18 protein-coding genes are annotated in these 23216 nt (G+C 59.6%); 9 read left to right on the forward strand and 9 right to left on the reverse strand.

The features are described 5' to 3' along the window. Positions 1-21 precede the first annotated feature (21 nt). The 3 genes from ssuD (at position 22) to QO005_RS18165 (ending at position 3111) form a co-directional block, all read left to right on the forward strand. Positions 22-1191 (forward strand): FMNH2-dependent alkanesulfonate monooxygenase, encoded by a 1170-nt coding sequence (gene ssuD / locus QO005_RS18155; protein ID WP_307159472.1) that lies wholly within the window; start codon positions 22-24, stop codon positions 1189-1191. A 194-nt stretch (positions 1192-1385) separates the two neighbouring features. Next, on the forward strand, positions 1386-2213 hold the full coding sequence (locus QO005_RS18160) for an ABC transporter permease subunit (RefSeq protein ID WP_307159473.1): 828 nt from the start codon (positions 1386-1388) through the stop codon (positions 2211-2213). A 112-nt stretch (positions 2214-2325) separates the two neighbouring features. Beyond that, positions 2326-3111: an ATP-binding cassette domain-containing protein gene (locus tag QO005_RS18165; RefSeq protein WP_307159499.1), complete on the forward strand. Its 786-nt coding sequence runs from the start codon at positions 2326-2328 to the stop codon at positions 3109-3111. A 56-nt stretch (positions 3112-3167) separates the two neighbouring features. Here QO005_RS18165 and QO005_RS18170 read toward each other — a convergent pair whose 3' ends face one another. After that, positions 3168-4637, reverse strand: a complete 1470-nt coding sequence (locus QO005_RS18170) for an FAD/NAD(P)-binding protein (protein ID WP_307159474.1) — start codon at positions 4635-4637, stop codon at positions 3168-3170. A gap of 360 nt (positions 4638-4997) precedes the next feature. Here QO005_RS18170 and QO005_RS18175 point away from each other — a divergent pair, with 360 nt between their 5' ends. Further along, positions 4998-5948, forward strand: a complete 951-nt coding sequence (locus QO005_RS18175) for an acyl-CoA dehydrogenase family protein (protein ID WP_307159475.1) — start codon at positions 4998-5000, stop codon at positions 5946-5948. 26 nt (positions 5949-5974) lie between these two features. Here QO005_RS18175 and QO005_RS18180 read toward each other — a convergent pair whose 3' ends face one another. After that, positions 5975-6424, reverse strand: coding sequence for an RrF2 family transcriptional regulator (locus tag QO005_RS18180; RefSeq protein ID WP_307159476.1), 450 nt, complete (start codon positions 6422-6424; stop codon positions 5975-5977). A gap of 370 nt (positions 6425-6794) precedes the next feature. After that, positions 6795-8045 (reverse strand): threonine ammonia-lyase, encoded by a 1251-nt coding sequence (ilvA, locus tag QO005_RS18185; protein ID WP_307159477.1) that lies wholly within the window; start codon positions 8043-8045, stop codon positions 6795-6797. Between the two features lie 932 nt (positions 8046-8977). Between ilvA and QO005_RS18190 the strand changes: the two genes are divergently transcribed. Continuing rightward, a complete protein-coding gene (locus QO005_RS18190; protein WP_307159478.1) occupies positions 8978-10015 on the forward strand; it encodes a glycosyltransferase family 2 protein in 1038 nt (345 codons plus the stop codon). Between the two features lie 163 nt (positions 10016-10178). Beyond that, positions 10179-10502 carry an HlyU family transcriptional regulator gene (locus QO005_RS18195; RefSeq protein WP_307159479.1) on the forward strand — a complete coding sequence of 108 codons (324 nt, stop codon included), beginning with the start codon at positions 10179-10181 and terminating at the stop codon, positions 10500-10502. A 64-nt stretch (positions 10503-10566) separates the two neighbouring features. Here QO005_RS18195 and QO005_RS18200 read toward each other — a convergent pair whose 3' ends face one another. From QO005_RS18200 to QO005_RS18210, 3 genes are all read right to left on the reverse strand, one after another. Continuing rightward, positions 10567-12555: a bifunctional 2',3'-cyclic-nucleotide 2'-phosphodiesterase/3'-nucleotidase gene (locus tag QO005_RS18200; RefSeq protein WP_307159480.1), complete on the reverse strand. Its 1989-nt coding sequence runs from the start codon at positions 12553-12555 to the stop codon at positions 10567-10569. Between the two features lie 163 nt (positions 12556-12718). Beyond that, a complete protein-coding gene (locus tag QO005_RS18205; protein ID WP_307159481.1) occupies positions 12719-13054 on the reverse strand; it encodes a PilZ domain-containing protein in 336 nt (111 codons plus the stop codon). 92 nt (positions 13055-13146) lie between these two features. Further along, positions 13147-13605 (reverse strand): Lrp/AsnC family transcriptional regulator, encoded by a 459-nt coding sequence (locus QO005_RS18210; RefSeq protein WP_370878102.1) that lies wholly within the window; start codon positions 13603-13605, stop codon positions 13147-13149. Between the two features lie 159 nt (positions 13606-13764). On the opposite strand from QO005_RS18210, the gene ald reads away from it, so the two are divergent. Beyond that, entirely contained in the window at positions 13765-14883 is a 1119-nt protein-coding gene (ald, locus tag QO005_RS18215) for an alanine dehydrogenase (RefSeq protein WP_307159482.1), read from the forward strand. A 213-nt stretch (positions 14884-15096) separates the two neighbouring features. On the opposite strand, the gene QO005_RS18220 is transcribed toward ald, so the two are convergent. Beyond that, complete coding sequence (locus tag QO005_RS18220; RefSeq protein WP_307159483.1) at positions 15097-15570, reverse strand: ankyrin repeat domain-containing protein; 474 nt, start codon at positions 15568-15570, stop codon at positions 15097-15099. 218 nt (positions 15571-15788) lie between these two features. On the opposite strand from QO005_RS18220, the gene recG reads away from it, so the two are divergent. Beyond that, positions 15789-17894, forward strand: coding sequence for an ATP-dependent DNA helicase RecG (recG, locus tag QO005_RS18225; protein ID WP_307159484.1), 2106 nt, complete (start codon positions 15789-15791; stop codon positions 17892-17894). Positions 17895-18008: 114 nt separating this feature from the next. Here recG and QO005_RS18230 read toward each other — a convergent pair whose 3' ends face one another. Continuing rightward, on the reverse strand, positions 18009-19535 hold the full coding sequence (locus tag QO005_RS18230; protein WP_307159485.1) for a carboxylesterase/lipase family protein: 1527 nt from the start codon (positions 19533-19535) through the stop codon (positions 18009-18011). A gap of 322 nt (positions 19536-19857) precedes the next feature. On the opposite strand from QO005_RS18230, the gene QO005_RS18235 reads away from it, so the two are divergent. Continuing rightward, positions 19858-21315: an FAD-binding oxidoreductase gene (locus QO005_RS18235; RefSeq protein WP_307159486.1), complete on the forward strand. Its 1458-nt coding sequence runs from the start codon at positions 19858-19860 to the stop codon at positions 21313-21315. Between the two features lie 33 nt (positions 21316-21348). Here QO005_RS18235 and QO005_RS18240 read toward each other — a convergent pair whose 3' ends face one another. Next, entirely contained in the window at positions 21349-22827 is a 1479-nt protein-coding gene (locus QO005_RS18240) for an esterase-like activity of phytase family protein (RefSeq protein WP_307159487.1), read from the reverse strand. Positions 22828-23216 lie beyond the last annotated feature (389 nt).

Consider the following 23216-nt stretch of genomic DNA (forward strand, 5'->3'; position numbering starts at 1 on the left):
TTCAAAAAGGAGGATTCTCCCATGAGCACCACCACCAAGCCGCTCGATTTCCTGTGGTTTATCCCGTCATCCGGCGATGGCGCCTATCTCGGCACCGATCACCTGAGCCGTCCCGCCGATCCGGCCTATTTCAAGGAAATCGCCGTTGCTGCCGACCGCCTCGGCTATTCCGGCGTGTTGCTGCCGACGGGCGTGGCTTGCGAGGAATCCTTCACGCTGGCCGCCTATCTCGCCGCCTTCACCGAACGGCTGAAGTTTCTGGTGGCCATCCGTCCCGGCACGGCATCGCCTGCCTATTATGCCCGCCTTGCTTCGACGCTGGACCGGGTTTCCGCCGGTCGGCTGCTGCTCAATATCGTGGTGGGCGGCGGTCCGCAGGAACTGGCGGGAGATGGCATCTTCCTGCCGCATGACGAACGCTATGATCATGCCGACGAGTTCTTTCAGGTTTTCAATTCTCTGATCGAAACCGGCCACGGCCATGTCGATGGCAAATATATCCAGGCCCACAATGCGCGTTTGGTGCTGCCGCCGGTACAGGAGCCGCGCCCGCCGCTCTATTTCGGCGGCTCGTCGGAAGCGGCCATCGATTTCTCCGCCGGTCTGGTGGATAAATATCTCACCTGGGGCGAAACGCCGGATCAGGTGGGCGAAAAGATCGCGCGCGTCCGCAAGGCGGCGGCGGCCAAGGGCAAACAGGTCAGCTTCGGTATTCGCCTGCATTTCATCGTGCGTGAAACCGATGACGAGGCCTGGGAAGCCGCCGACCGGTTGATTTCGCATCTCTCCGATGAAACCATTGCCGCCGCGCAGGAAGGCTTTGCCAAGAATTCCGATTCCGTCGGCCAGTCGCGCATGCTGGCGCTGCACCAGGGCCGCCGTGACAAGCTGGAGGTTTCGCCCAATCTCTGGGCCGGCATCGGGCTGGTGCGCTCTGGTGCCGGAACGGCGCTGGTCGGCTCGGCCAAGACGGTCGCAGCGCGGCTCAAGGAATATCAGGATCTCGGCATCGATACGGTCATCGCCTCCGGCTATCCGCATCTGGAGGAGGCCTATCGCGTCTCAGAACTGCTGTTCCCGGAAATCGGCCTTGGCAAGCCGGTCAGCCATGTGCGGGCAGCCTTTGGCGAGCCGCAGGTCTTCGGCGGCGGCGGCCATGGCGGCAATGTCCGTCTGGCATCCGCCTCCTGATACCAAGGCTCGAAGATGCTGACGCATCCCCGCCTTGAAAGAATTTCGAATATCTCAAATGCATCAAGGGCTTGAGATATTCGAAAGGGGAATACGAACGGTCATCTTCAATGACCGTTCGTATGACGTTTCATTTCCATGATGTCTGGAACGGCCTTCGGGCCGTTCTCGCCTGCCGTGAAGAGGAAAAGCCGATGACCGCATTCGACATCGCCACCACACGCATCGCCCGCCGGGTCAAGAGCCGTAGACCCCTGCCGCGCCTGTCGTTCAGAGGGCTTATTCCCTATGCGTTGCCGCTTTCTGTGCTGGTCGTCTGGCAGGCGCTGGCCTCCTTCGGGGTGATTTCCGACCGGGTCATGCCTGCGCCGACGGCAGTGGTCACGGCCTTCTGGGATCAATTGCTGAGCGGCGATCTCATTCGCGATATCGGCATCTCCACGGCGCGGGCGCTGGGCGGCCTTGTCGTGGGCGGGCTGCTGGGGCTGGCGCTTGGCATTGCCAACGGCGTTTCGCGGCTTTCGGAAGAAGTGACGGACACGACGCTGCAAATGCTGCGCACCATTCCGCACCTCGCCATGATTCCGCTGGTCATTCTCTGGTTCGGCATTGGCGAGGAATCGAAGCTTTTCCTTACCTCGCTCGGTGTGCTGTTTCCGGTCTATCTCAACACCTTCCACGGCGTGCGCAATGTCGATCGCGGTCTGATCGAGATGGGCCGGATCTATGGCATGAGCCGTTGGACGCTGTTTCGCAAGGTGGTGTTCCCGGGCGCGCTGCCCTCCATCTTCGTCGGGTTGCGCTATGCGCTCGGCATTATGTGGCTGACGCTGATCGTCTCGGAATCCATCGCTACGTCTTCGGGCATCGGCCACATGGCCAATGAAGCGCGGGAATTCATGATGACGGATGTCGTGGTGCTGTCGCTGCTGATTTATGCCGCCCTCGGCAAACTGGCCGATGTGATCGCGCGGGCGCTGGAACGCCGCGCCCTGGCCTGGAACCCGGCCTATGCCCGCTGAACCCGGCTTTGCCGGTCAGCCGCCGGGCTCCGTCGGACGTGATGGCTGGGACGTCATTCGCTCAACACTCTTTTCGGACCAGAACAGACCGATGATCGAAAGGAAATGCACCATGGCCGAGACCGCTTCCCTGCCGCGCTCCTTCTTTGCCGCCCAGCAGGGCTCCTTGCCCGTGTCCCTGAAGCTGCATCGCGTCGAAAAGCGCTTCGGCGGCAATCAGGTTCTGCGCGGTATCGATCTCGATATTCCTGCCGGTCAGTTCGTGGCGATCGTCGGAAAAAGCGGCTGCGGCAAGAGCACGCTGCTGCGCCTGCTGGTCGGGCTCGACCAGCCGACATCCGGCGAGATTGCGTTGACGACGGAGCAGGGCGCGGATCAGGTCAATGCCCGCATCGTCTTTCAGGAACCGCGCCTGCTGCCCTGGTCAAGCATCATCGACAATGTCGTTGTCGGTCTGGGTGAGGGGGTAGAGGCCGCCAAGGGCCGCTATGCCGCCCAACGCGTTTTGGAAGAGGTGCGGCTGTCGGACAAGGCCGGTTCCTGGCCTTCGGAACTTTCCGGTGGCCAGCGGCAGCGCGCGGCCCTTGCCCGGGCGCTGGTCAGCAATCCCGGCCTGCTGGTGCTGGATGAGCCGCTCGGCGCACTGGATGCGCTGACGCGCATCACCATGCAGCAATTGATCAGCCGGGTCTGGCGCGAACTTGGCTTTACCGGCGTGCTGGTCACCCATGATGTCAATGAAGCGGTCTATCTGGCGGATCGGGTGATCGTGCTGGATCAGGGCCGGATTTCGCTGGATCTTACCATTCCGCAGGCGCATCCGCGCCAGCACGGCGATGCAGCACTTGCAGGCTATGAGCGGCAATTGCTGGAAGCCATTCTGGGACGCGACGCCTGATCCATCACAATGGGGAGGTCATGCCGCCCCATTCTCATTATACCGTAGACGCATTTTCAAATATCGAAAGACGCTTCCACGCCGCGCTGCAAGCGCTCCAGCATCTGCAAGGCAAGGCGCTCCGCCTGAGCGGCAATTTCCGGTGCGCCGGTCAACTCGCCAAACCGGCCACGGGTGAGCGGCCCGGCCACAAAGAGATTGCCGAGTGCCAGACCATTGCGTCGCAGAGCGCGGCAATTTTCATCCACGTCAAGACCAAGGCCGTGAATATCGGGGCGAATGAGTCGGGCGTCAGCGAGATCGCGCAGATAATCCTGCGACTGGATCAGCCGCGCATAATCCGGTCCCGTGGCCACGGCCACCCATTGGCAGCTATGGCGCTCCACCATGCCGTGCGGTTTGAGAATGATATCGAGATGAATGGCCTGCGGTGTCCGTTCCACGCGGCAGATCTGCCCTGCGATGTTTTTCAGCGTGCCCTCGCGCATGTCGTGGGCCAGCAGGGATGCGATCTGCGGCGGCATGCGGTAGCGGTGGGTTTCGTAGCGGCGTTTCAGATGCCGCATGAACCGCTGCTGCTCCTGATCGCTGAGATTTTGCCAAAGCGCCTGACCCTGTTGGCGAAGCGTGTCGAACACACTCTGCCAGGGCAGGCCACGATCGGCGGCATCCTGCACGGCAGCGCGCACCGTCTGCAATAATTGACGGGCGGAGGCAGGCGGCGGGCTGATGAAGTTTCCAGCCGGCGGCAGGCCGCCCAGGCTCTGCGTCTGCGGCAGCCTGCCGCTGCGCGAGAGCATGAGGATTTCGCCTTTATGCCCCTTGCTGCGAAGCGATGCCACCAGATCGAGGGCCGTCAGCCCGGCACCGACGATCAACACCTTGTCATCCGGCTGGCAGGTGTCGAGAGCATTCCATTGGCCGGTTTCAGCCAGAAAGCGCGGATGGCCTTCCAGTGCACCCGCAAGCGCCTGCGGCGGGCGGGCGGTTAGATGCGTGGTGGCAATCACCACCTCCTCGGCATAAAGCGTGCTGCCCTGATCGCCGGTGATCAGCCAGCCCTGACCGCTGCGGGTCAGGTGCGCCACTTTCTCGCGAAGATGGCGAACGAGACCTGCTTGCAGCAGCGGCTGCATCTGTTCGGCCATGAACAGGCCGAAATCGCTGCGGCGGGCGTAAAAGGCGCCATCGGCGGCAACACCTTCCGGGTCGCTTTCCAGTTTGCCGGTTTGAACCAGCCATTGATGAAAGGCATCGGGCGCTTCGGGCAGGGCCTTCATGCGGTGTGAGGCGACGTTCAGCCGCAGAGCATCGTCATGACAGTCATAGGCCAGACCCTGGCCGAGAGCGGCGCGTGGTTCGAAGACCGCCACAGCGCCATCGCGTCCGAGACGCGTCGCGAGAGAACGGGCAAGCGAAGCTCCCGTAAACCCTCCACCGATAATTGCCACCTGGCAGCGTCCGAAGGGTGGAGCGAAATGACCCCTGAGGTCCTGCTCCCGCCACAATGCTCGATGTTCCAGCATGGCTTTTCCTCTCTATTGTTGATCCCTCTTTTGCCCTTACGTCCCGGCGGAAATCGCCTTCTGAACAAGGCAAGTTTTGCATTTATTTTCTAGTGAATATATAGATTATAGTACGCCATGTCTACGGCAAGGGCGAGCATGCCGTTAGATCTGTCATAAATGTGAGATGCGGAGCGGTTTTTGCGAGGATCTGCAAAACCGGTTCTGCTCTTTCACCGAATGTGAGATACTCAACCGCTGCGATCCGGCCGTAGCGGCAAACCGAGAAAAACAGGCCGGGCGTGCTACGGTGCAGGAAATGGCCGGATTCAATGGCGAATCGCTGGTGATCATGTACCGGGCAATGCGGGGAGCGTCGTCATGGGAACCATTACGCATCTGCATGAGCGGCTGAGGCCCGCGCCATCGCATGTTGGCAGTGAGGATGATGCGCTGCATCGTGCTGCGGAAATTGCCGCACGCGGCCTGGCCTCTCGTCGCCAATTGCGGGATGAACTCTCGCAAGCGGGACTTCTGGGGGTCTCCATCCCGGCGGATTTCGCCGGTCTCGATGTCTCGAACGGCGTGTTGGCGGAGATTGTCGCCAGCCTTTCGGCCAAGGGCGATGACGGTGCTGCCGTACTGATCGGCCATCAGGCGGCGCTGGAGGCCCTGCGCAATTCCGGCAGTGAGGAGCAGCGCCGTGTTCTTTTTGCCCGTGTCGCTGCCGGGGAAAGCTTTCACCTGATCGAGACCGCGAGCACACTGAAACTGGCCGCTGATGCGCTCGGTTCACGCCTGGATGATCTGCAATCGCTGGCCGGTCATGGCTCCGAAGCCGACTGGCTGGCGGTGTTTGCCCATAATGAAGCGGGTGGCGAATGTCTGGCGGTTTTTTCCCGGCAGGATCTTCTGGCGGCGCAGGAACCGGGACAAATGCCGGGCCTGCATGTCTCCGTAGATGGTGTTCTGCCGTGCCGTGCCGGTGCGCGCGCCATGTCCGAGGTGATGCGGCGCTTTCTGCAAGGGGCCGTGGTGCAGGGCCGGGCGCGGGCAGGCGGCTTTCAATCCGCAATCCCGCATTATGATGGGCTGTCGCAGGCGCGCTTCGTTCTGGAAAAGGAAAGCCTTGCGGCTTTGCTGGAGCGCTGCGGTCTTGCCATCGATGCCGCGCAGGTCAATCCCGGTCCGCAAACCATAGAGGCGGCGGCAATGGCCGCCCTGATCCTGCAAGCGGCGGCTGAACGCATGTTTACAGTGCTGGGTCTGGAGGTTTCCGGTCAGCCCGCGTTGAACGCGCTTGCGTCGCGGCTTGAACCGGGACGGCATTGAGCCGACAGCAGATAGCAATTTTGGGCTCAAACCAGCACTTCGTCGGCCAGTAGCGGCGTTGCCTTTTTGCTCACGAATTCCGCCAATGACATATTGTCGAGGATCATGGCGATGGCGTCCCGCACTTCCGTCATGGACAGGCGAACCTGACAGGCTTCCGGATCCGCACAATCATCGCAGGCTTCAAAGGCGGTGCGGCTGGCGCAGCGGATAGGCGCAAGCGGCCCGTCCAGGGCGCGCACGACTTCGCCGATCATGATGTCGCTGGCTGGCTTGGCAAGGCCGTAGCCGCCGTTGGGGCCTTTCTTGGAGCGCAGAATACCGTCTTTGCGCAGTTCCAGCAGAATAGCGTCCAGGAATTTCTTGGGGATATTGTTGCGCGAAGCGATCTCGTTCACGAAAGCACTTTCACCCGGCGCCAGGCTGGCGAGATCAACCAGTGCCTTCAAACCGTATTTGCCTTTTTTCGTCAGCATGACAACACCCGTTATGGCATGCTCCTGCGGTTACACCGCCACCCATGAACATGCTATGAACAAAAACATAATCAGCGCGCGTTTAACGCCGCGCTCCCGGCCCCGTTTCTCCGGGCCTGGGTTTCTCGTATCTGATATTGTCTATAAAGAAGCTGGTTTTAATCATCAATGAACGAAATGCCGCGCCTGCGAAAAAGGCGCGCGTTCTCTGCACACATTTGGTTTCCGTTCGTAACCGCCGCTTGAAGAGTGGCGGTTAGAGCATGTCGCGCAAAAGTGTGCAGCGGTTTTGCGATGACGACATGCGTTAAAACAAGAACGTAAAGCACGTTGCATGAGGCTGATAAGCCGCAACGGGCTTTACGAACTTTCAGATGATAAGATTGGCGAGGATTTCGTTTTCGGTAATGTCTTCGAAGCCCAGCCCTGCGGCATCGAATCGCTCGATGAGGCCGGTGAAGTTTTCCCGTGACGACGTTTCGATGCCGATGAGGATGGAGCCGAAATTGCGGGCCGACTTCTTCAGATATTCAAAGCGCGCGATATCGTCTTCCGGCCCCAGCAGGTTCAGGAAATCACGCAGAGCGCCCGGGCGCTGCGGCAGGCGCAGGATAAAGTACTTCTTGACGCCCCGATAGCGCATGGCGCGCTCCTTGACGTCCGGCAGCCGCTCGAAGTCGAAATTGCCGCCGGACACCACCGCCACCACGGTTTTGCCGCGGATGGTATCCGGCTCCATAAGGTCCAGGGCGGCAATGGCCAGCGCGCCCGCCGGTTCCAGCACCACGCCTTCGATGTTCAGCATATCGGTCATGGTGCAGCAGATGGCGTTTTCCGGCACCAGCATCACCTGTTCGGCGGAAAACTGTTTGAGAGCTTCAAAGGGGAGGGCGCCGATACGGGCCACCGCCGCGCCGTCCACGAAATTGTCGACCTTGGGCAGCGTGACGACCTCGCCCTTTTCCAGCGCCCGCTTCAAGCTGGGTGCCCCGGTCGGTTCTGCAAAGACAAAATTTTCCTTAGCGACGGTGCCCGCCAGATAGGAGGTGACGCCAGCGCTCAAGCCGCCGCCGCCAACCGGCAGGATGATGAGGTCCGGCACCACCCCTTCCGGTAGTTGCTCCAGGATTTCGGCGGCCACTGTTGCCTGGCCCTCCATGATGTCCTCATGGTCGAAGGGCGGCACCATGGCGCCTTGCACCTCTTCCACATAATCCTGCGCGGCCTTGTAGCACTGGTCGAAAATATCGCCCACCAGCCGGATGGAAATGAAGGCGCCGCCGAAAACGCGGGTCTTGTCGATCTTCTGCTGCGGCGTCGTCACCGGCATGAACACCACGCCCTTGACGCCGAAATGGCGGCAGGCAAAGGCAAAGCCCTGAGCATGATTGCCGGCGGAGGCGCAAACGAAGATCCGGTCCGTCTTGCCGGAGGCGATGGCCTTGCGGAAAAAGTTGTAGGCCCCGCGCACCTTATAGGAGCGCACCGGCGTCAGATCCTCCCGCTTCAGATAGATGGTGGCATCGTAAAGCTTGCTCAGATGCTCGTTCAATTGCAGGGGCGTGGCCGGAAAAAGCTCCCGAACGGCTTCCAGCGCGGCGCCCACCTCAGATTTATCCACGTCCATGATCCTGTCTTCAGCTTGCAAGAGCCGGCAAGGCATCGGCATCTGCCGGCCTTCTGCCCGGCGCGGTTTGCAATTGGACCTAAAGCACACCCAGGAAAAGTGGAAGCCGGTTTTCCGTCCGGGTGTGCGAAAAACGAAAAAGCACACCCAGGAAAAGTGGAAGCCGGTTTTCCGTCCGGGTGTGCGAAAAATGAAAACGCACACCCAGGAAAAGTGGAAGCCGGTTTTCCGTTCGGGTGTGCGAAAAACCAAAAACCTGTCCCTCGCAAAGAGTGGCACCCGCTTTTCCCCTGAGGAGCCGGGAAAACTGTATTTCCGTTGTGCTTCAGGTTGCTTTCCCCCGTCAGCCCTCATCGGGAATGATCTCTATTGGGACGCATCAAGAAAATGTGAGCCTCTTTTCTGTGGGAAACCGTCTCAAAACTGGACCTTTACAGGGGGTAATCGGTTTTGGGGCTTACTCCCTAAAGAATGAGGGGTAGATGTGTCCTAACATGAAGCAGGGTCATATTTTTCCGCGCAGGTTGTGGCGGTGCAGCAATAAACAACTCTAAGAATATATCGCGCGCCTTCGAACATTTTTGGGTCATTTTTTCATTGTACGGCGATTGTCTCAGAATGTTTTCTTGTGGGACGGTGTGTATCGCTTCGTAAAACGCTTCTGCAATCTGTGATTTTCCTTTTTGTTTCAGTGTTTCTCGTGGATTGCCCCCAAAATTAATTTGGGTTTAAGCATAATGAACCCAAATATATTCGTTTCTCAGTATTGTAAAACTTGTGCTGCCTCTGTATGGTTAAGTTTGTCCTAAGATAGTTGTGGGCTTGAAAAGCATGGGGAAGTGCCGGGGTGTGTGTTGCGTAGGGTGCCGGTGGTATCGACGCGCGCAGGCCGGACAGGGGTCCCTTTTTGAGACGTGAGGTGTCCGATGAAGGTGACTGTCGCTGTCGTTATTCCTTTTTATCAGAGAGAGGCGGGCATTCTCGCCCGGGCCCTGGAGTCTGTTCGCACCCAGACCGTGGCTGACCGGATTTATCTGCATGTGGTGGTGGTGGATGATAGCTCCCCCATGCCGCCCGCGCAGGATCTCGCTCCTTACGAAGACGTACCGGAAATGCGCGTGACCCTGCTGCAAAAGCCGAATGGCGGGCCAGGCGAAGCGCGCAACATGGCCCTGGACTATCTGGAAGACCACGATATCGATTACATCGCCTTCCTGGATTCCGACGATGTCTGGCATCCGGATCATCTGGAGCGGGCGCTGGACGGTCTCGCCCATGGCGATTTCTTTTTCTGCAATCATGTGCGCGGCAGCCATTACGCAGATTACTTCCTGGGACTGCCTGAAACGCGCCGCCTGCTGGCCGCCGAAGAGGAGATCACCTGCGGAGATGGCTTCCGCGCCTTCCGCAAGGGCACGCTGTCCGGCGTGATGATCAGGGAATGTCCGCCCCAGACCTCCACCGTCGTCTATCGTTTCAAGCGCAATATCGGCCTGCGCTTCAATGGCGCGCTGCGCAGTGCTGGCGAAGACCATGTGTTCTGGATCGAACTGTCGCTTTTCAATGACACGGTGGTGGATCCGCGCATCAATGTGAGCTGCCTGGAAGGCGTGAACCTCTATTGGTCGAATGTCAGCTGGTCCAGCCCGAAATCCGTGGCGATCCAGGGCTGCCTGGCCCTGCAGTTCAATTATATGAAAAATACGCCGGTGATCATGCTGGCCGATCCGCAGACCATTCTGTTCCGGCATCGTCTTTATGAGGGCGCTTACACTTACGCGCTCATTCGCGGCCTGGTGAAGGGTTTCCTGCCGGAGTTCAAGGTGTTTGCCCGGCTGGCGCTGGCCTATCCGGGGTATATGCTTCGGGTGCTTGGAAGCTTCCGCTTCTTCATCCAGAATCGCCGTATCATGACCAATGAAACGGCTGTGAAGACCTTGACGCCGGAAGATGTCGTCGCCTGACGGTTTCAAGGTCCTTAACCGTAATGGTTATAAGCCCTGCCCTGCGGTGGGGCTTCACCATTTAGGGCGCCCATGCTAGAGGGATAAGTGAGTTGAGCAGCGTGATGCTGCTCCCGGATTCATCCCCGATGATTGAGGTCGGGCGTCAAACCTGTCGGATCCCATGGCCAGTTTTCTGTCGAAAATTTTTTCCGCTTTCTCCGGTTCTTCTGCAGGCAAGGAGCGGCAGGCTGCGGCCTGCGAGCCGCAATTGCATGGCGATTGCCGGATTTTTGCCGAGCCCATTCGCGAAGGCAGTCAGTTTCGTCTGGCGGGCCGGATCGAAAAGGATGTCGATGGCCGGGTGCTGACCCGCAGCTTCATCCGCGCGGATCTGTTTTCGGGGCAGGACGAGGCGCTGGAATTCACCTTCCGCAAGGCGCGGCAGATCATCGACCAGAACGGGCCTTCGCTCTTCGCCGACGGAGAGGCTTCGCGCACAGTTTGAATTTCGTGTCGTCAGAGAAAAAGGCCGCCGATAGAGCGGCCTTTTTCATTGCATCCAGCAGTGATCAGAGGATCAGCCGGTACTTCGCAAAACCCTCCGTGCCGTCACCGGCATCCTCGATCTTTGCGCCAATCACCTTGGAGGCAAAGGGGCGGCCCTTCGGCCCGGTCTGGAAGACCGCCGTGGTGCCGGGCAGGGCGGCAAAGCGCCAATTGCCGTCAGCGGACGGGTTTATGGTGCCTTGGGAAATGATGTAGCGCACGATGACGTCGCGATTGGTGTCCGGGCCGACAAAGATCACCTTGTCGCCGGCGATCTCCGGGAATTTTCCGCCGCCGCCTGCGCGGTAATTATTGGTGACCACAACGAATTTCTGTTGCGGATCAATCGGTTTGCCGTTGAAGCTGAGGTTCTTGATGCGGTTGGCTTGGGGATTGGCTTCCTTGCCGTCCTTGTCGTATTTCGCCGGTTCCGAGAGGTCGATCTCATAGGTCACGCCGTCGATGACGTCGTAGTTATAGCTCGGGAAATCGAGGTTCAGCAGATCGGCATCCTTGGAGCCGGGCTTGATCTGATTGAACATGCCCGCCGACATTTCCAGCCAGTTCTTGACCTGCGCGCCGGTGATCAGCACAGCCTGCACGGTGTTGGGATAGAGGTAGAGGTCGGAGACATTTTTGATGGCGATATCGCCCGCCGGAACGTCGGTGTAGTAATCGGCGCCGCCGCGGCCACCGGCCTTGAAGGGGGCAGCCGCCGAGAGCACCGGATAATCCTTGTACTGCGTCTCCTTCAGCATGTCCTTGATGTACCAGAGCTGCGCATTGGAAACGATCTGTACGGACGGGTCATCCGCCACCAGCGCAAAATAGGAGTAGAGCGGCGCGGAGGTCTTGCCCACGGGCGTGCGCACGTAAGCCAGCGTTGCCTCATGCTCTTCCTGAACAGCGGCCACCACTTCCGGCTTGTCCTTGGTGTCGGCGATGATCTTCTTGGCCTCGTCGCGGTGATAGATCGGTCGGGCTTCGCTGGTGAAGTCCACGATCTTCCAGCTCTTGCCGTCCTTTTCGAGAAGCAGGTCGATCAGCCCCATATGTGAGCCCCAGAAACCGGCCATGACGGCGGGCTTGCCCATCAGCGTGCCCTTCACGGCATCCACGCCCTGCATGCCGTCCCAGGTTTTCGGGCCGGGGAAGACGAGATGCTGGTGGCCGGTGAAAATGGCATCGATGCCCTCGACGCCTGCCAGGTAGAGCGAGGCATTTTCCATTTTCTCGCTCGGCCCCTTGGCGTCGATGCCGGAATGCGAAAGCGCGATGACGATATCCGCGCCCTGTTCCTTCATCACCGGCACCCAGGCGCGGGCTGCTTCCACGATGTCACGGGTCTGAGCCTTGCCTTCCAGGTTCTTGGCGTCCCACACCATGATCTGCGGCGGTACGAAGCCGATAAAGCCCACCTTGACCGGGCTTTCATGGCCCGCGCCATCCTTGATCTTCTTCTCGATGATCACGAAGGGTTTGAAGAACAGCTCGTCATTCTTCGGGTCGGAGGCCAGTTGCCCCTTGGTAAGGTTGGCGCAGACGATCGGATGCTTTGCTGCCGCCAGTGTGTTGAACATGAAATCGAGCCCGTAATTGAACTCGTGATTGCCGAGCGTGCCGCAATCATAGCCCAGCACGTTCATGGCCTTCATCACCGGATGCAGGTCACCGGCCTTCATGCCCTTCTTATAGGCCATGTAATCGCCCATCGGGCTGCCCTGCAGCAGGTCGCCATTGTCGATCAGCATGGAATTGGTGGCTTCGGCGCGGATGCCATCGATCAGCGATGCGGTGCGTGACAGGCCCAGCGTATCGTTCGGCTTGTCGGCATAATAGTCATAGGGCATCAGGTTGACGTGAATATCCGTCGTTTCCATCAGCCGCAGATGCGCCTGATTGCTGGCAGCGCGAGCGGCGAAGGGATGAAGCACGACCAATGCGCCGGTGGCGGCAAGGCCGCCCAGCAGGGAGCGGCGCGTCATGGGGTGAAGATCGAGAAGAGAAGACATGTTTGGCTCCTGCCTGGATGAAGTGCGCGGGGCCGAGGCCTGCTCGCGCATCGCAAAGCAAGTGCATGCATAACATGACAATCAGATGATGCTACTGCAAAAACGGGAGGTCTGCCTTTTTCACAGGCGGATGAGGCTTGTGCTCAACTTCTCAGCAGGGCGTTTACCGTTTCAGGACCGGTTTTATCTCCTGATGGAAGTTGCGGAAATAGGCCGCCACCTTGGCGCTGGAATTGCTGTTGGGTCGGAACTGTATGCCAATCCGTCCGCCCCGGTTCCAGCGTACCAGCCCTTCCACAAGACCGACTTCGCTGTTTTCGATGGTGACCATGCTGCCTGTGGAGGCGTGAAAGGCGGTGTAAAGCTCAAGCGCCATTCCCGTGCGGGAGATGTTGACGATACGGCAATCGGCAACCTGGCGCATATAGCGCACGGCGCCATCCAGCCGGCACCGGCTGCGTGGGGCGGAGCGAACCTCCATGGCAAGATTGTTCTGCATGATCCTTCGGCCTCGTTGATGATGTGAGGCACCTTATAAGGATCCCGTTAGAGCAAATTGAATCTCTTGCCTAAAATTGCATTTGTACTGCGTTACAGTCCCACATTGGGGCGGTCGATGATCTCGCGCAGCGCAAAGCTGGAATTGATCTTCACCACATGCGGCAGGGCCGAAAGCCAGTCGCGGTGAATACGCTCGTAATCCGCCAGATCCTTGGCGGCCACGCGCAGGATATAGTCATACTCCCCGGACATCAGATAGCAGACCAGCACATTGGGGCAGCGCTTCACCGCTGCCTCGAATTCCTGCAGGGTTTTGGCGAACTGGCCGGACAGCGAGATGTGGACGATCACCATCATCTTGTAGTCCAGCGCCTTATGGGTGAGGCGGGCATGATAGCCACTGATGACGCCAGCCTTTTCCAGTGCGTCATGGCGGCGCGAACAGGCCGAGGCGCTCAATCCCACCCGCTCGGCAAGCTCGGTATTGGAGATGCGGCCATTTCGCTGCAATTCCTTCAGGATCGCAAGATCAATCGTATCCAATTCCATATCTGCAATAAAATCCGGCTTCAGGGGTATTCAACGCAATATTCTTCGAAATGCATGCGGATGGCAATCCGTCTTTGCAAGGACATTGTGCGGGCTTTCTGGTTGAATTTTGAAAGCGTTCAACGAAACGCCTTGCGGGGATAAAAAGGAAAAAACGGGATGCGCATCGGCTGCCCAAAGGAAATCAAAAATCATGAATATCGCGTGGGTCTCACCCCCGCGGCGGTCAGGGAATATGTTGCCCACGGTCATCAGGTGATCGTGGAAACCGGTGCCGGGCTCGGCATCGGTGCAGACGATGGCGCCTACAGCGCTGCCGGTGCAAAGATCGTCGGCACGGCGAAGGAAATCTTCGAAAAGGCGGACATGATCGTCAAGGTCAAGGAGCCGCAGCCGCAGGAATGGGCCATGCTGCGCGAAGGCCAACTGCTCTACACCTATCTCCACCTCGCGCCCGATCCGGAACAGACCAAGGGCCTGCTCCAGTCCGGCGTGACGGCGGTGGCTTACGAAACCGTGACGGATGAGCGCGGCGGTCTGCCCCTGCTGGCTCCCATGTCGGAAGTGGCTGGCCGTCTTGCCATTCAGGCCGGTGCAACGGCGCTTCAGAAGGCCAATGGTGGCCGTGGCATTCTGCTCGGCGGCGTTCCGGGCGTGCTGCCGGCCAAGGTCACCGTTATCGGCGGTGGCGTCGTGGGTCTGCATGCGGCGAAAATGGCCGTTGGCCTTGGCGCGGATGTCACCATCGTCGATCGCTCCCTGCCGCGCCTGCGTCAGCTGGACGATATCTTCCATGGCCGCGTCCACACCGTCTATTCCACCATCGATGCGCTGGAGCAGGAAGTGTTCTCCGCCGATCTCGTGATCGGCGCCGTGCTCATTCCGGGTGCTGCTGCGCCGAAGCTGGTAACGCGGGAAATGCTGTCCGGCATGAAGAAGGGTGCAGTCATCGTCGATGTCGCCATCGACCAAGGCGGCTGCTTCGAGACCTCCCATGCCACCACCCATTCCGAGCCGACCTATGAAGTCGATGGCGTGATCCATTATTGCGTGGCCAACATGCCGGGCGCTGTGCCGATCACCTCAGCCCACGCACTGAACAATGCCACGCTCGCCCATGGTCTGGCGCTGGCCGATCGTGGTCTCAGGGCGCTGGCTGAGGATCGCCATCTGCGCAACGGTCTCAACGTCCACAAGGGCCGCATTACCAACGCGGCGGTTGCCGAGGCGCTGGGCTATGAGGCTGCCGCCCCTGAGGCGGTGCTGAACGTCGCCTGAGCCTGACAGTAAGTCCAATAATCGCCGCTGGCCGGCTGCAAATGGCAATTTCTGCGCTTCCGGTACTAACGTACGTTAAGTCCGTTCCGGTTCTCGAAATCACCATTTTCGCCAAGCCGGCAGCAATTCTTGAACAGACTGTGAGAAGACTGAAAAACAGGTAATTGAGATGCCCGGTGAGCCAAGCTCCGCCGGGCATCTTTATTGGTGAGATCAGGGTCCCGGTGCGCCCTGTAGCAGTTTAACCAGCTCTTCATTCTTCAGGTTGCTGGCAATATCGAGCGCCGATACGCCGCTTTCCGTGCGCTCCTCAACGCGCGCACCTTTCTCCAGCAGAAAGCGCACCATCGCGACGTTCTGTTCGCTGACCGCCATCATCAGCGGCGTGCTGCCATTCTTCGTGGCGCGGTTCACATCTGCGCCCGCAAAGACCAGCATGCGCGCCCAGAGATTGGGCAGCGGCTTCGGGCAGCCGGCGGTGTCGAGGGCGGAGATCAGCGGCGTCGGGTTGAAATTGCTGTCATCCTGTTGACCGTTCACGTCGTCGCCCCGGGCGAGATAAACACCAACCCAGAAAATATTGCTGCGGCAGACGGCCTGTTCCAGCGTGTCCGGCTTGATCCAGGGCTTGGTTTCCAGGGCGATAAACGCCACCAGAAGCAGCAGGATGAGTTGAAGTTTGCGCATCGCTTCGTCAGGCTCTCTTTCTACTGCATAATTCCTTAAATCGGAATCGATTTAAGGTTAAAATTATGCAGTAGATTTAAAGTGTTACAGCGTCCTTTGTGCGTTTGATAAAACGCACGGCGCTGTAATGTCTGTGAGGTATTATCCACTATGGCACGTTCGGGCAACCATGCATCCACCTTGCAATCGCGTCTGCGAGCCTGCATTTTGCCGCCACCATGCGTCCATCCTTGCTTGATCCGCTGTTTTCCTCCGTCTCGACCCTGCCGGGCGTCGGGCCAAAACTTGCCGGGCTTTTGGCAAGCCTGCTGGGGCGGGAAAGCGCCGAGGACGCCAAGGTGGCGGATCTCCTGTTTCTGGCCCCGCACCGGCTGATCGACCGGCGTCATCAGCCGGGCATCGCACGCGCGCCGCAGGGCGCCATCGTCACCGTCACGGGCCGGGTGGATCGCCACCAGCCGCCGCCCAAGGGCAACAACGCCCAGCCCTACCGGGTTTTTCTGCATGACGAAACCGGCGAACTGGCGCTGACCTTCTTCCGCGCCAAAGGCAACTGGCTGGAAAAATCGCTGCCGGTGGATGAGATCGTCACCGTCTCCGGCAAGATCGACTGGTTCAATGGCCGCGCCTCCATGGTGCATCCGGATTTTATGGTCAAAGCCAGCGAAGCCGCCGACCTGCCGCTGGTGGAGCCGGTCTATCCGCTGACGGCGGGGCTTTCGCCGAAAGTGCTGCGCAAGGCCATCGATGCGGCGCTGCCGCGTCTTCCCGATTTTCCCGAATGGGTCGATGGCGCTCTGCTTTCAAAACAGGGCTTTTCAACCACGCGGGCTGCATTCGAGCGGCTGCATGCACCGCGCGATGAAAAGGATGTGGACCCGCAGGCCCCGTGCCGCCGCAGGCTGGCCTATGACGAGTTTCTGGCCGGGCAGGTGTCGCTGGCGCTGGTGCGGCAAAGGCTGCGCAAGGTGGCGGGCACGCCGGTCAAAGCCACCGGTGACCTGAGCGGCAAGATAGTGGCGGCCCTGCCGTTCACACCCACCAACAGCCAGAGCGAAGCCGTTGCCGAAATCCTGAAGGACATGGCCAGCGATAGCCGCATGCTGCGCCTGGTGCAGGGCGATGTCGGCGCTGGCAAGACGCTGGTGGCGTTGCTGGCCATGGCCGCCGTGGTGGAAAGTGGCGGCCAGGCGGTGCTGATGGCGCCCACGGAAATTCTGGCGCGTCAGCACCATGCGACGATCTCTAAAATGGCAGCGGTTGCAGGAATTTCCACGGAAGTGCTCACAGGCCGCACGAAGGGGCGGGAGCGGGAAGGGGTGCTTGCCCGTATTGCTTCCGGCGAGGCGCAGATCGTTATCGGCACCCATGCGCTGTTTCAGGATACGGTCAACTATCACAATCTCATGCTGGCCGTGGTGGATGAACAGCATCGCTTCGGCGTGCACCAGCGTCTGCGGCTGACCGCCAAGGGCATTTCTCCGCACATGCTGGTGATGACGGCCACGCCCATTCCACGCACGCTGGTGCTGGCCGCCTTCGGCGACATGGATGTGTCCAAGCTCACCGAAAAGCCGGCAGGCCGCAAACCGATCCAGACCGTTACCGTGCCTGCCGAGCGCATTGGCGATATTGTCGGACGGCTGAAGTCGGCTATTGCCGAAGGCAAGAAGGCCTATTGGATCTGCCCGCTGGTGGAGGAGAGCGAAGAATCGGACCTCACTTCCGCCGAAGAGCGCTACGACACCCTGGCCCGCTCGCTGAACGCGCCCGTCGGTCTCGTGCATGGGCGCATGAAGGGCGATGAAAAAGATGCGGCGATGCTCGCCTTCAAGCGCGGCGAAACCCGGCTGCTGGTGGCGACGACCGTGGTGGAAGTAGGGGTCGATGTGCCGGATGCCACCATCATGGTGATCGAACATGCCGAACGCTTCGGGCTGGCGCAGCTTCACCAGTTGCGCGGGCGTGTCGGGCGCGGGTCGGAGGCCTCCTCCTGCATCCTGCTCTACAAAGGCCCGCTCAGCGAAAACGGCAAGGCGCGCCTTTCCATCCTGCGCGACAGCGAGGACGGTTTCCTGATTGCCGAGGAAGATCTGAAACTGCGGGGTGAGGGGGAGTTGCTGGGCACACGGCAATCCGGCACGCCGGGCTTCCGCATTGCCAGCCTCGAAGCCCATGCCGATCTGCTGGAAATCGCCCGCAAGGATGCCGCCTATCTGCTGGACCGCGACCCGGACCTCACCTCCGAACGCGGCGAAGCCATCCGCACCCTTCTCTATCTCTACCGGCGTGATGAGGCGGTTCGCTTCCTGCGGGCGGGATGACAGCTTTAGAGCATTTCAGTGTTTCACGGAAACATTGAAATGCTTTAACTCTTTGTTTTTACGCATTTCTGGGCGGAAAACCGGTTTCCACTTTTCCTGAAAATGCTCAAGCTTTCACGGATGCGGCGGCAGTTTTGCCGCGTCAATGGCATCCAGCAACGCATTGGCCGGATTGCTGCCCATATGGATGCCGTCATTGCCGAAGAGCATGAGCTTGCCCTGCGAATGCGTAAGCGCTGGCCAATCGCCTTCCAGAAGCTGCGGATAGCCTGTCTTGGCAAAGGCGACCCAGCGGTCGATCATCGCGGCCGACATCCGGCTGCTTTCGGGATCGGCCTGTTTCTCCACAGCGATCCTGCCAAAGACATAGGGAATTTCCGCGGCGTGAATAGCGCCCGGCAGGGCGCTGCGCTGGGCTGCCGGAACATAATCGAAGCGATAGGCGTAGACCGGCATTTTCGGGGCTGCGGCCTGGGCAACCGCCCGGGTGTTAACCCCGGCAAACAGTTCCGACACCACCTGTTCGGCGCAGCGATCCTCGTTTTCCGCGCCATAGCCAAAGCACTTCGCTTTCAACCCCGGCCATTTCTCGCCCGCTTCCGCCGGAAAGCCCGACCAGAAACGCGGTCCGAAAAAGCCCGCTTCGGCGCTATTATAGCCGATGATCAGGGGCATGCGGTTCACCCTGGCCTTTTCAAAGGCCTCGCGCATCTTGAAGGGCAGTATCTTGCCGTCGATGAAGGGCTGGGTATCGCCAACGCCGGTATTGGCATCGCGAATGGCCTCGGCGGGCAGGGCGCTGAGGGCCTTCAAATCCGGCGCGTTCAGTTCCTTGGAAACGCGCTCGGTAATTTCTCCCGCTTTCTCTGGCGAAAGCTCGGGCAAGGCCAGCGCGCCGGACTCGATGATTGCCTTTGAAAACAGCCCATGCGCCAGCGGCGATGCCATCAGATAACCCACGGTGGCCCCGCCTGCCGATTCCCCCATCAGCGTCACATTGGCGGGATCGCCGCCAAAGGCGCGGATATTGCCTCTCACCCATTTCAGCGCCGCCATCACATCCAGCAGGCCGAAATTGCCGGTGGGGTTCTTGCCCTGCAAAAGCTCCTTTTGCGCAAACGTGCCAAACAGTCCCAGCCGGTAGTTCAGGGTGATGAAGATCACGCCGCGCCGGGCAAATTCCGCACCATCATAGGTCTTCAGGCTGCCGGCACCGAAGCGGAAACTGCCGCCATGGACCCAGACAATGACCGGCAGCGGCATCCGGGCGGTTTTTGCCTCGGCGGGCTCCCAAATGTTCAGCGTCAGGCAGTCCTCGCTCTGCGGCCCATCCTTCAGGCTCTTTTCCGGCTCCTGGGCGGCCACTTTCTGCATACAGGCCGCGCCGAATTGCCTTGCCTGTTTCACCCCGTGCCACAGCGCCGGCGGCTGCGGCGGCTGCCAGCGCAGCGGGCCAACCGGCGGCTGCGCATAGGCGATGCCCTTGAATTCCAGGAGGTCACGCGTCTGCGACCCTTCGATGACACCATTCGGTGTCTGAACTTTCAGCGTTGTCTCCCCATCATCTTCTGCCGAAGCGGGCGAACTTAAAAGAAGCAGTGCTGAAACTATCGAGACGCAGGCGGAGAGCAATCGGGCCATGGCACATTCCATCAGGGGGGGCAGCTCGACTCGGTGGAGGGAGCGCGATCAGGAAACGTTATGCAGTATAACTTGAGCAGGCAACCATCTGTTTGTCTTCCTCTCTTTTTGCTTGGCGTGGAAGATGCAGCGGAATTTTCGAAAGAGTTCATTAAGGTCGAAATGCAATCCTGAGTTATGGGTGGTGGCCGTCTTTCGCCATGTGTCGCCGCCACGCTATTCGGCGCGTTGGCCGATGATCACACTCCAGGGATTTCCAGAGATGGCTTTTAATAGAAGACAGTTTCTTTCCGCTGCCGCGGGAACGGCCGCTGCTGCGGCAATGACCAGAAAAGTCAGTGCGCAGACCCTTTCCAATACGCTCGGCGGCACAACCGCCTCTTGGGATGAATTGAGCAAGGCTGTGAATGGGCACATTTTCTTCCGGGAAACCAAGGATTACTATTACAACGCTGCCGTCAACAATCTCCGCTATATGGCGCTGTTACCGCAGGCGATTGCCGTGGTGAGCTCCGAACAGGAGGCTGCCGCCGCCATTCAATGGTGCAAGACCACCAAAATGCCGTTTCGGATCAAGGGTGGCGGCCATTCCTATGCGGGTTTTTCCACCTGCCCGGAACTTGTGATCTCCACAAGTGGACTGAACGGGCTGTCGCTGGACCAGCAGACCGGCACCGTTACGGCCGGGGCCGGGGTGATCAACTACGATCTCTATGATCGGCTTGCGATGGCTAACCGCACCATTACCCATGGCCGCTGCCCCACTGTCGGTGTCGCAGGCTTCGTGATGGGTGGCGGCATCGGTTTCGATATGCGCCGTTTCGGCATGGCCTGTGATCTTTTGACGAAGGTTCGGGTGGTCACTGCCGACGGCGAGGTTGTGGAAGCTCCCGGCCAGAAGTACAGCGATCTGTTCTGGGCGCTGCGCGGTGGTGCTGGCGGTAATTTCGGCCTTGCGACGTCCTTCGATTTCAAGACCATCGATGTGGCCGGGGCTCAGATCCGGGCTTTCCAGCGGCAATATGTGACGAGCGATCTGGGTCAGATGAGTGGCTTCGTGAAGCTGGTCCTCGATTCTTGTCAGGCCATGTCCGAGGATTTCGGTTCGCGCATCTCGGTGCGTTATCTCAAGCCTGCTCCGGGGATTACCGGCGAAAACCAGTTTCAGGTGGACATGGTTGGTCAATGGACCGGGGAACCGAAAGAACTCGATGCGCTCTTTGCCAAGTTCGACAAGGTTCTCAAGCCGAATGTGCTCATCGATTTTACCGGCCAGTACTGGGCAGGCCAGCACCTGATGGAAGACGACGATGCCGGCTATTTCTACCAGGAACGCTCGACCTTCATCGAAACCGCACCGAGCCCTTCCGCCATCACCGCTGCGCTTGAGGTATTGCAGCAGCGTCCGGATGTGCACGGCACCTGCGACCTGCGCTTCTTCCAGACCGGCGGCGCCATCAACAAGGTCGCGCCCGATGCCACAGCCTTCGTGCATCGCAACAGCCAGTGGCTCGCCGTCATCGGTTATTACTGGCAGGGGCGCGATCAGTCGAACACGGCGATGATCGAAGCTGGCCATCTCTGGCAGGACAGTTTCTATTCCCTGATCCTCAGTGAATTCAAAGGCGAGGGTGCCTTCCAGAATTTCCCGGATATCTCGCTTCTCGATTGGCAGACCGCCTATTACGGCAAGAACCTCGACCGCCTGAAAACGATCAAGCAGAAGTACGATCCCGGCAAGCTGTTCGACTTCCAGCAGGCCATTCCGCCGCAGGCTTGAAAGAGGCTGGGAGGGATCCCGCCCTCCCTTTCTTTACTTCTTCGCCACGCCCGGCAACGTCACGCGGAACACCTGGAACATGGTGTCCACCTCCGCGCCGCCTTCCGCCTTGTAGGCGGCGCCGACCTGATAACCGTCCTGGGTCAGGAAGTCGTTGTCATTGGCCACGAACAGGAAGAAATCATCTGGCGCCGAGGTGTCGAGGGCAGGGGCAATCGACATGGCCTCCCATTTTTCGGAGAGGTTGTTGCGGTCGTTGGGCGCGCCATTGTGCAGGCCAAATCGTTTGAGTTCGGCATTGTCGTTGAGGTCGATGAAGGGGGTGACCGCCGCAACCTTCACAGCGGGGTCGACCACGCCCTTCGGCGCCACTGGCTTGTCCTTGTCGAAATCGCTATTGGCAATATCCGTGGCCGTAGTCACATCGACAAGATCGATCTTGCGGTAGACGGAGGTGTCACCCTTCACGCCCTGACCGTTATTGCTGTCACGCGCCAGCATCAGGAAAGCCTTGTCGGACAGCGCCAGAATTTCGCTTTGCGCTGCCACGGCCACCTTGCCCTTGTTGTCATAGGTCGGCAGCGGCACGACATATTCATGCATCAGCTTCAGCTGGTCGACATTGCTGGCATCATAAACCAAGGCACGGGTGTTCATGCGGGTCGAGCTGGAATCGCCGCCATCCTGGCGGGTGGCCGATTGCAGCAGCGCGATCAGATATTTGCCGTCCGGCGTCATCGAGAGCCCTTCCAGGCCCTGATTGTTCTGCCGTCCCGTCTCGGGATCCTTCGGCTCCGGCTTCACACCGCCATCGCCGACATTGTTGGAGGAGAAGTTGAGCGCCCCTTTGCGCATCGGCAGCAGAGCCTGCGGTGGCTGGGTGGCCGAGATCAGCTTACCATCCTTGGAGAAGTGATAGATATACGGCCCGTATTCGTCGCTGATCATCAGCGAGCCATCCTTCAGGCGCACCACGGCTTCGGCATCCAGCGAAATCTTGCCTGTGCGCGCCAGTGGCAGGACCGGAAAGCCGCCAGCGGCGGCGCGGGTGCCGGATTCGGGATCAAGCCCTGTCAGGTTCTTGCCCTGGTCATCCGTCAGCAGCATGGTGTCTGTCAGCTTGGCCTCCACGCCAGCCTGCTGCTTGTCAGCAGCAAGCGCTTCGCCCTTTTTAGCCGGGGTCAGCACCACGTCGATGCGGTTGATGCGGGCGTTGTAATCGGTCGTGCCTTCGACATTATAGCCGCGATCCGGCAGCAGCCAGAGCGACCCCTTATAGCTCTGGCCATCTTTCATCCAGCTTGTCGGGTCAATCGCCATGCCGGAGCCGGAGCCAAAGGTCTCGCCGAACTTGTCCTTCTGGCTGGCGGGAATGCGTCCGATAGCAACAAGGCCATGGTTGACGATGGTGACGCCATTGGCCGTGACCTCGCCTTGCGCGAAGACGCCGCCTGCCGAAGACAAGACCACGCCTGCGGCGAGCAAGGCCGCCGTGCTGGAAAACGCTTTCATCCCAAACCTCCGAAATGCTTGAAAACCAAGTCATGGAGTGACGGCGATGAAGCATTGTTCAGCCGGCCTGCTCCAGAGGGAGGAATACGTGCGTTACAGGCATGACGCCTGATAAATGCCCAGGATTTTCCTCACCCCGAGCGTTCCATTAGAGGTATGAAATGACAGTGGCGTGACAATGCGCGCGCTTAATCTCTAAAGCCCGTTGCGCCTTATCAGCCTCATGCAACGTGCTTTACATTCTTGTTTTAACGCATGTCGTTATCGCAAAACCGCTGCACATTTTTGCGCGACATGCTCTAGGGTCAAAACTCAATCAGGATGGGTGTTCTGTTGAACGGGATGGGATTGAATGGCCGCGAACAAGCGCAAGGCAAGGCCCTGAGGCC

Source organism: Allorhizobium paknamense, assembly GCF_030815125.1.
GTDB classification, from domain to species: Bacteria; Pseudomonadota; Alphaproteobacteria; order Rhizobiales; family Rhizobiaceae; genus Allorhizobium; species Allorhizobium paknamense.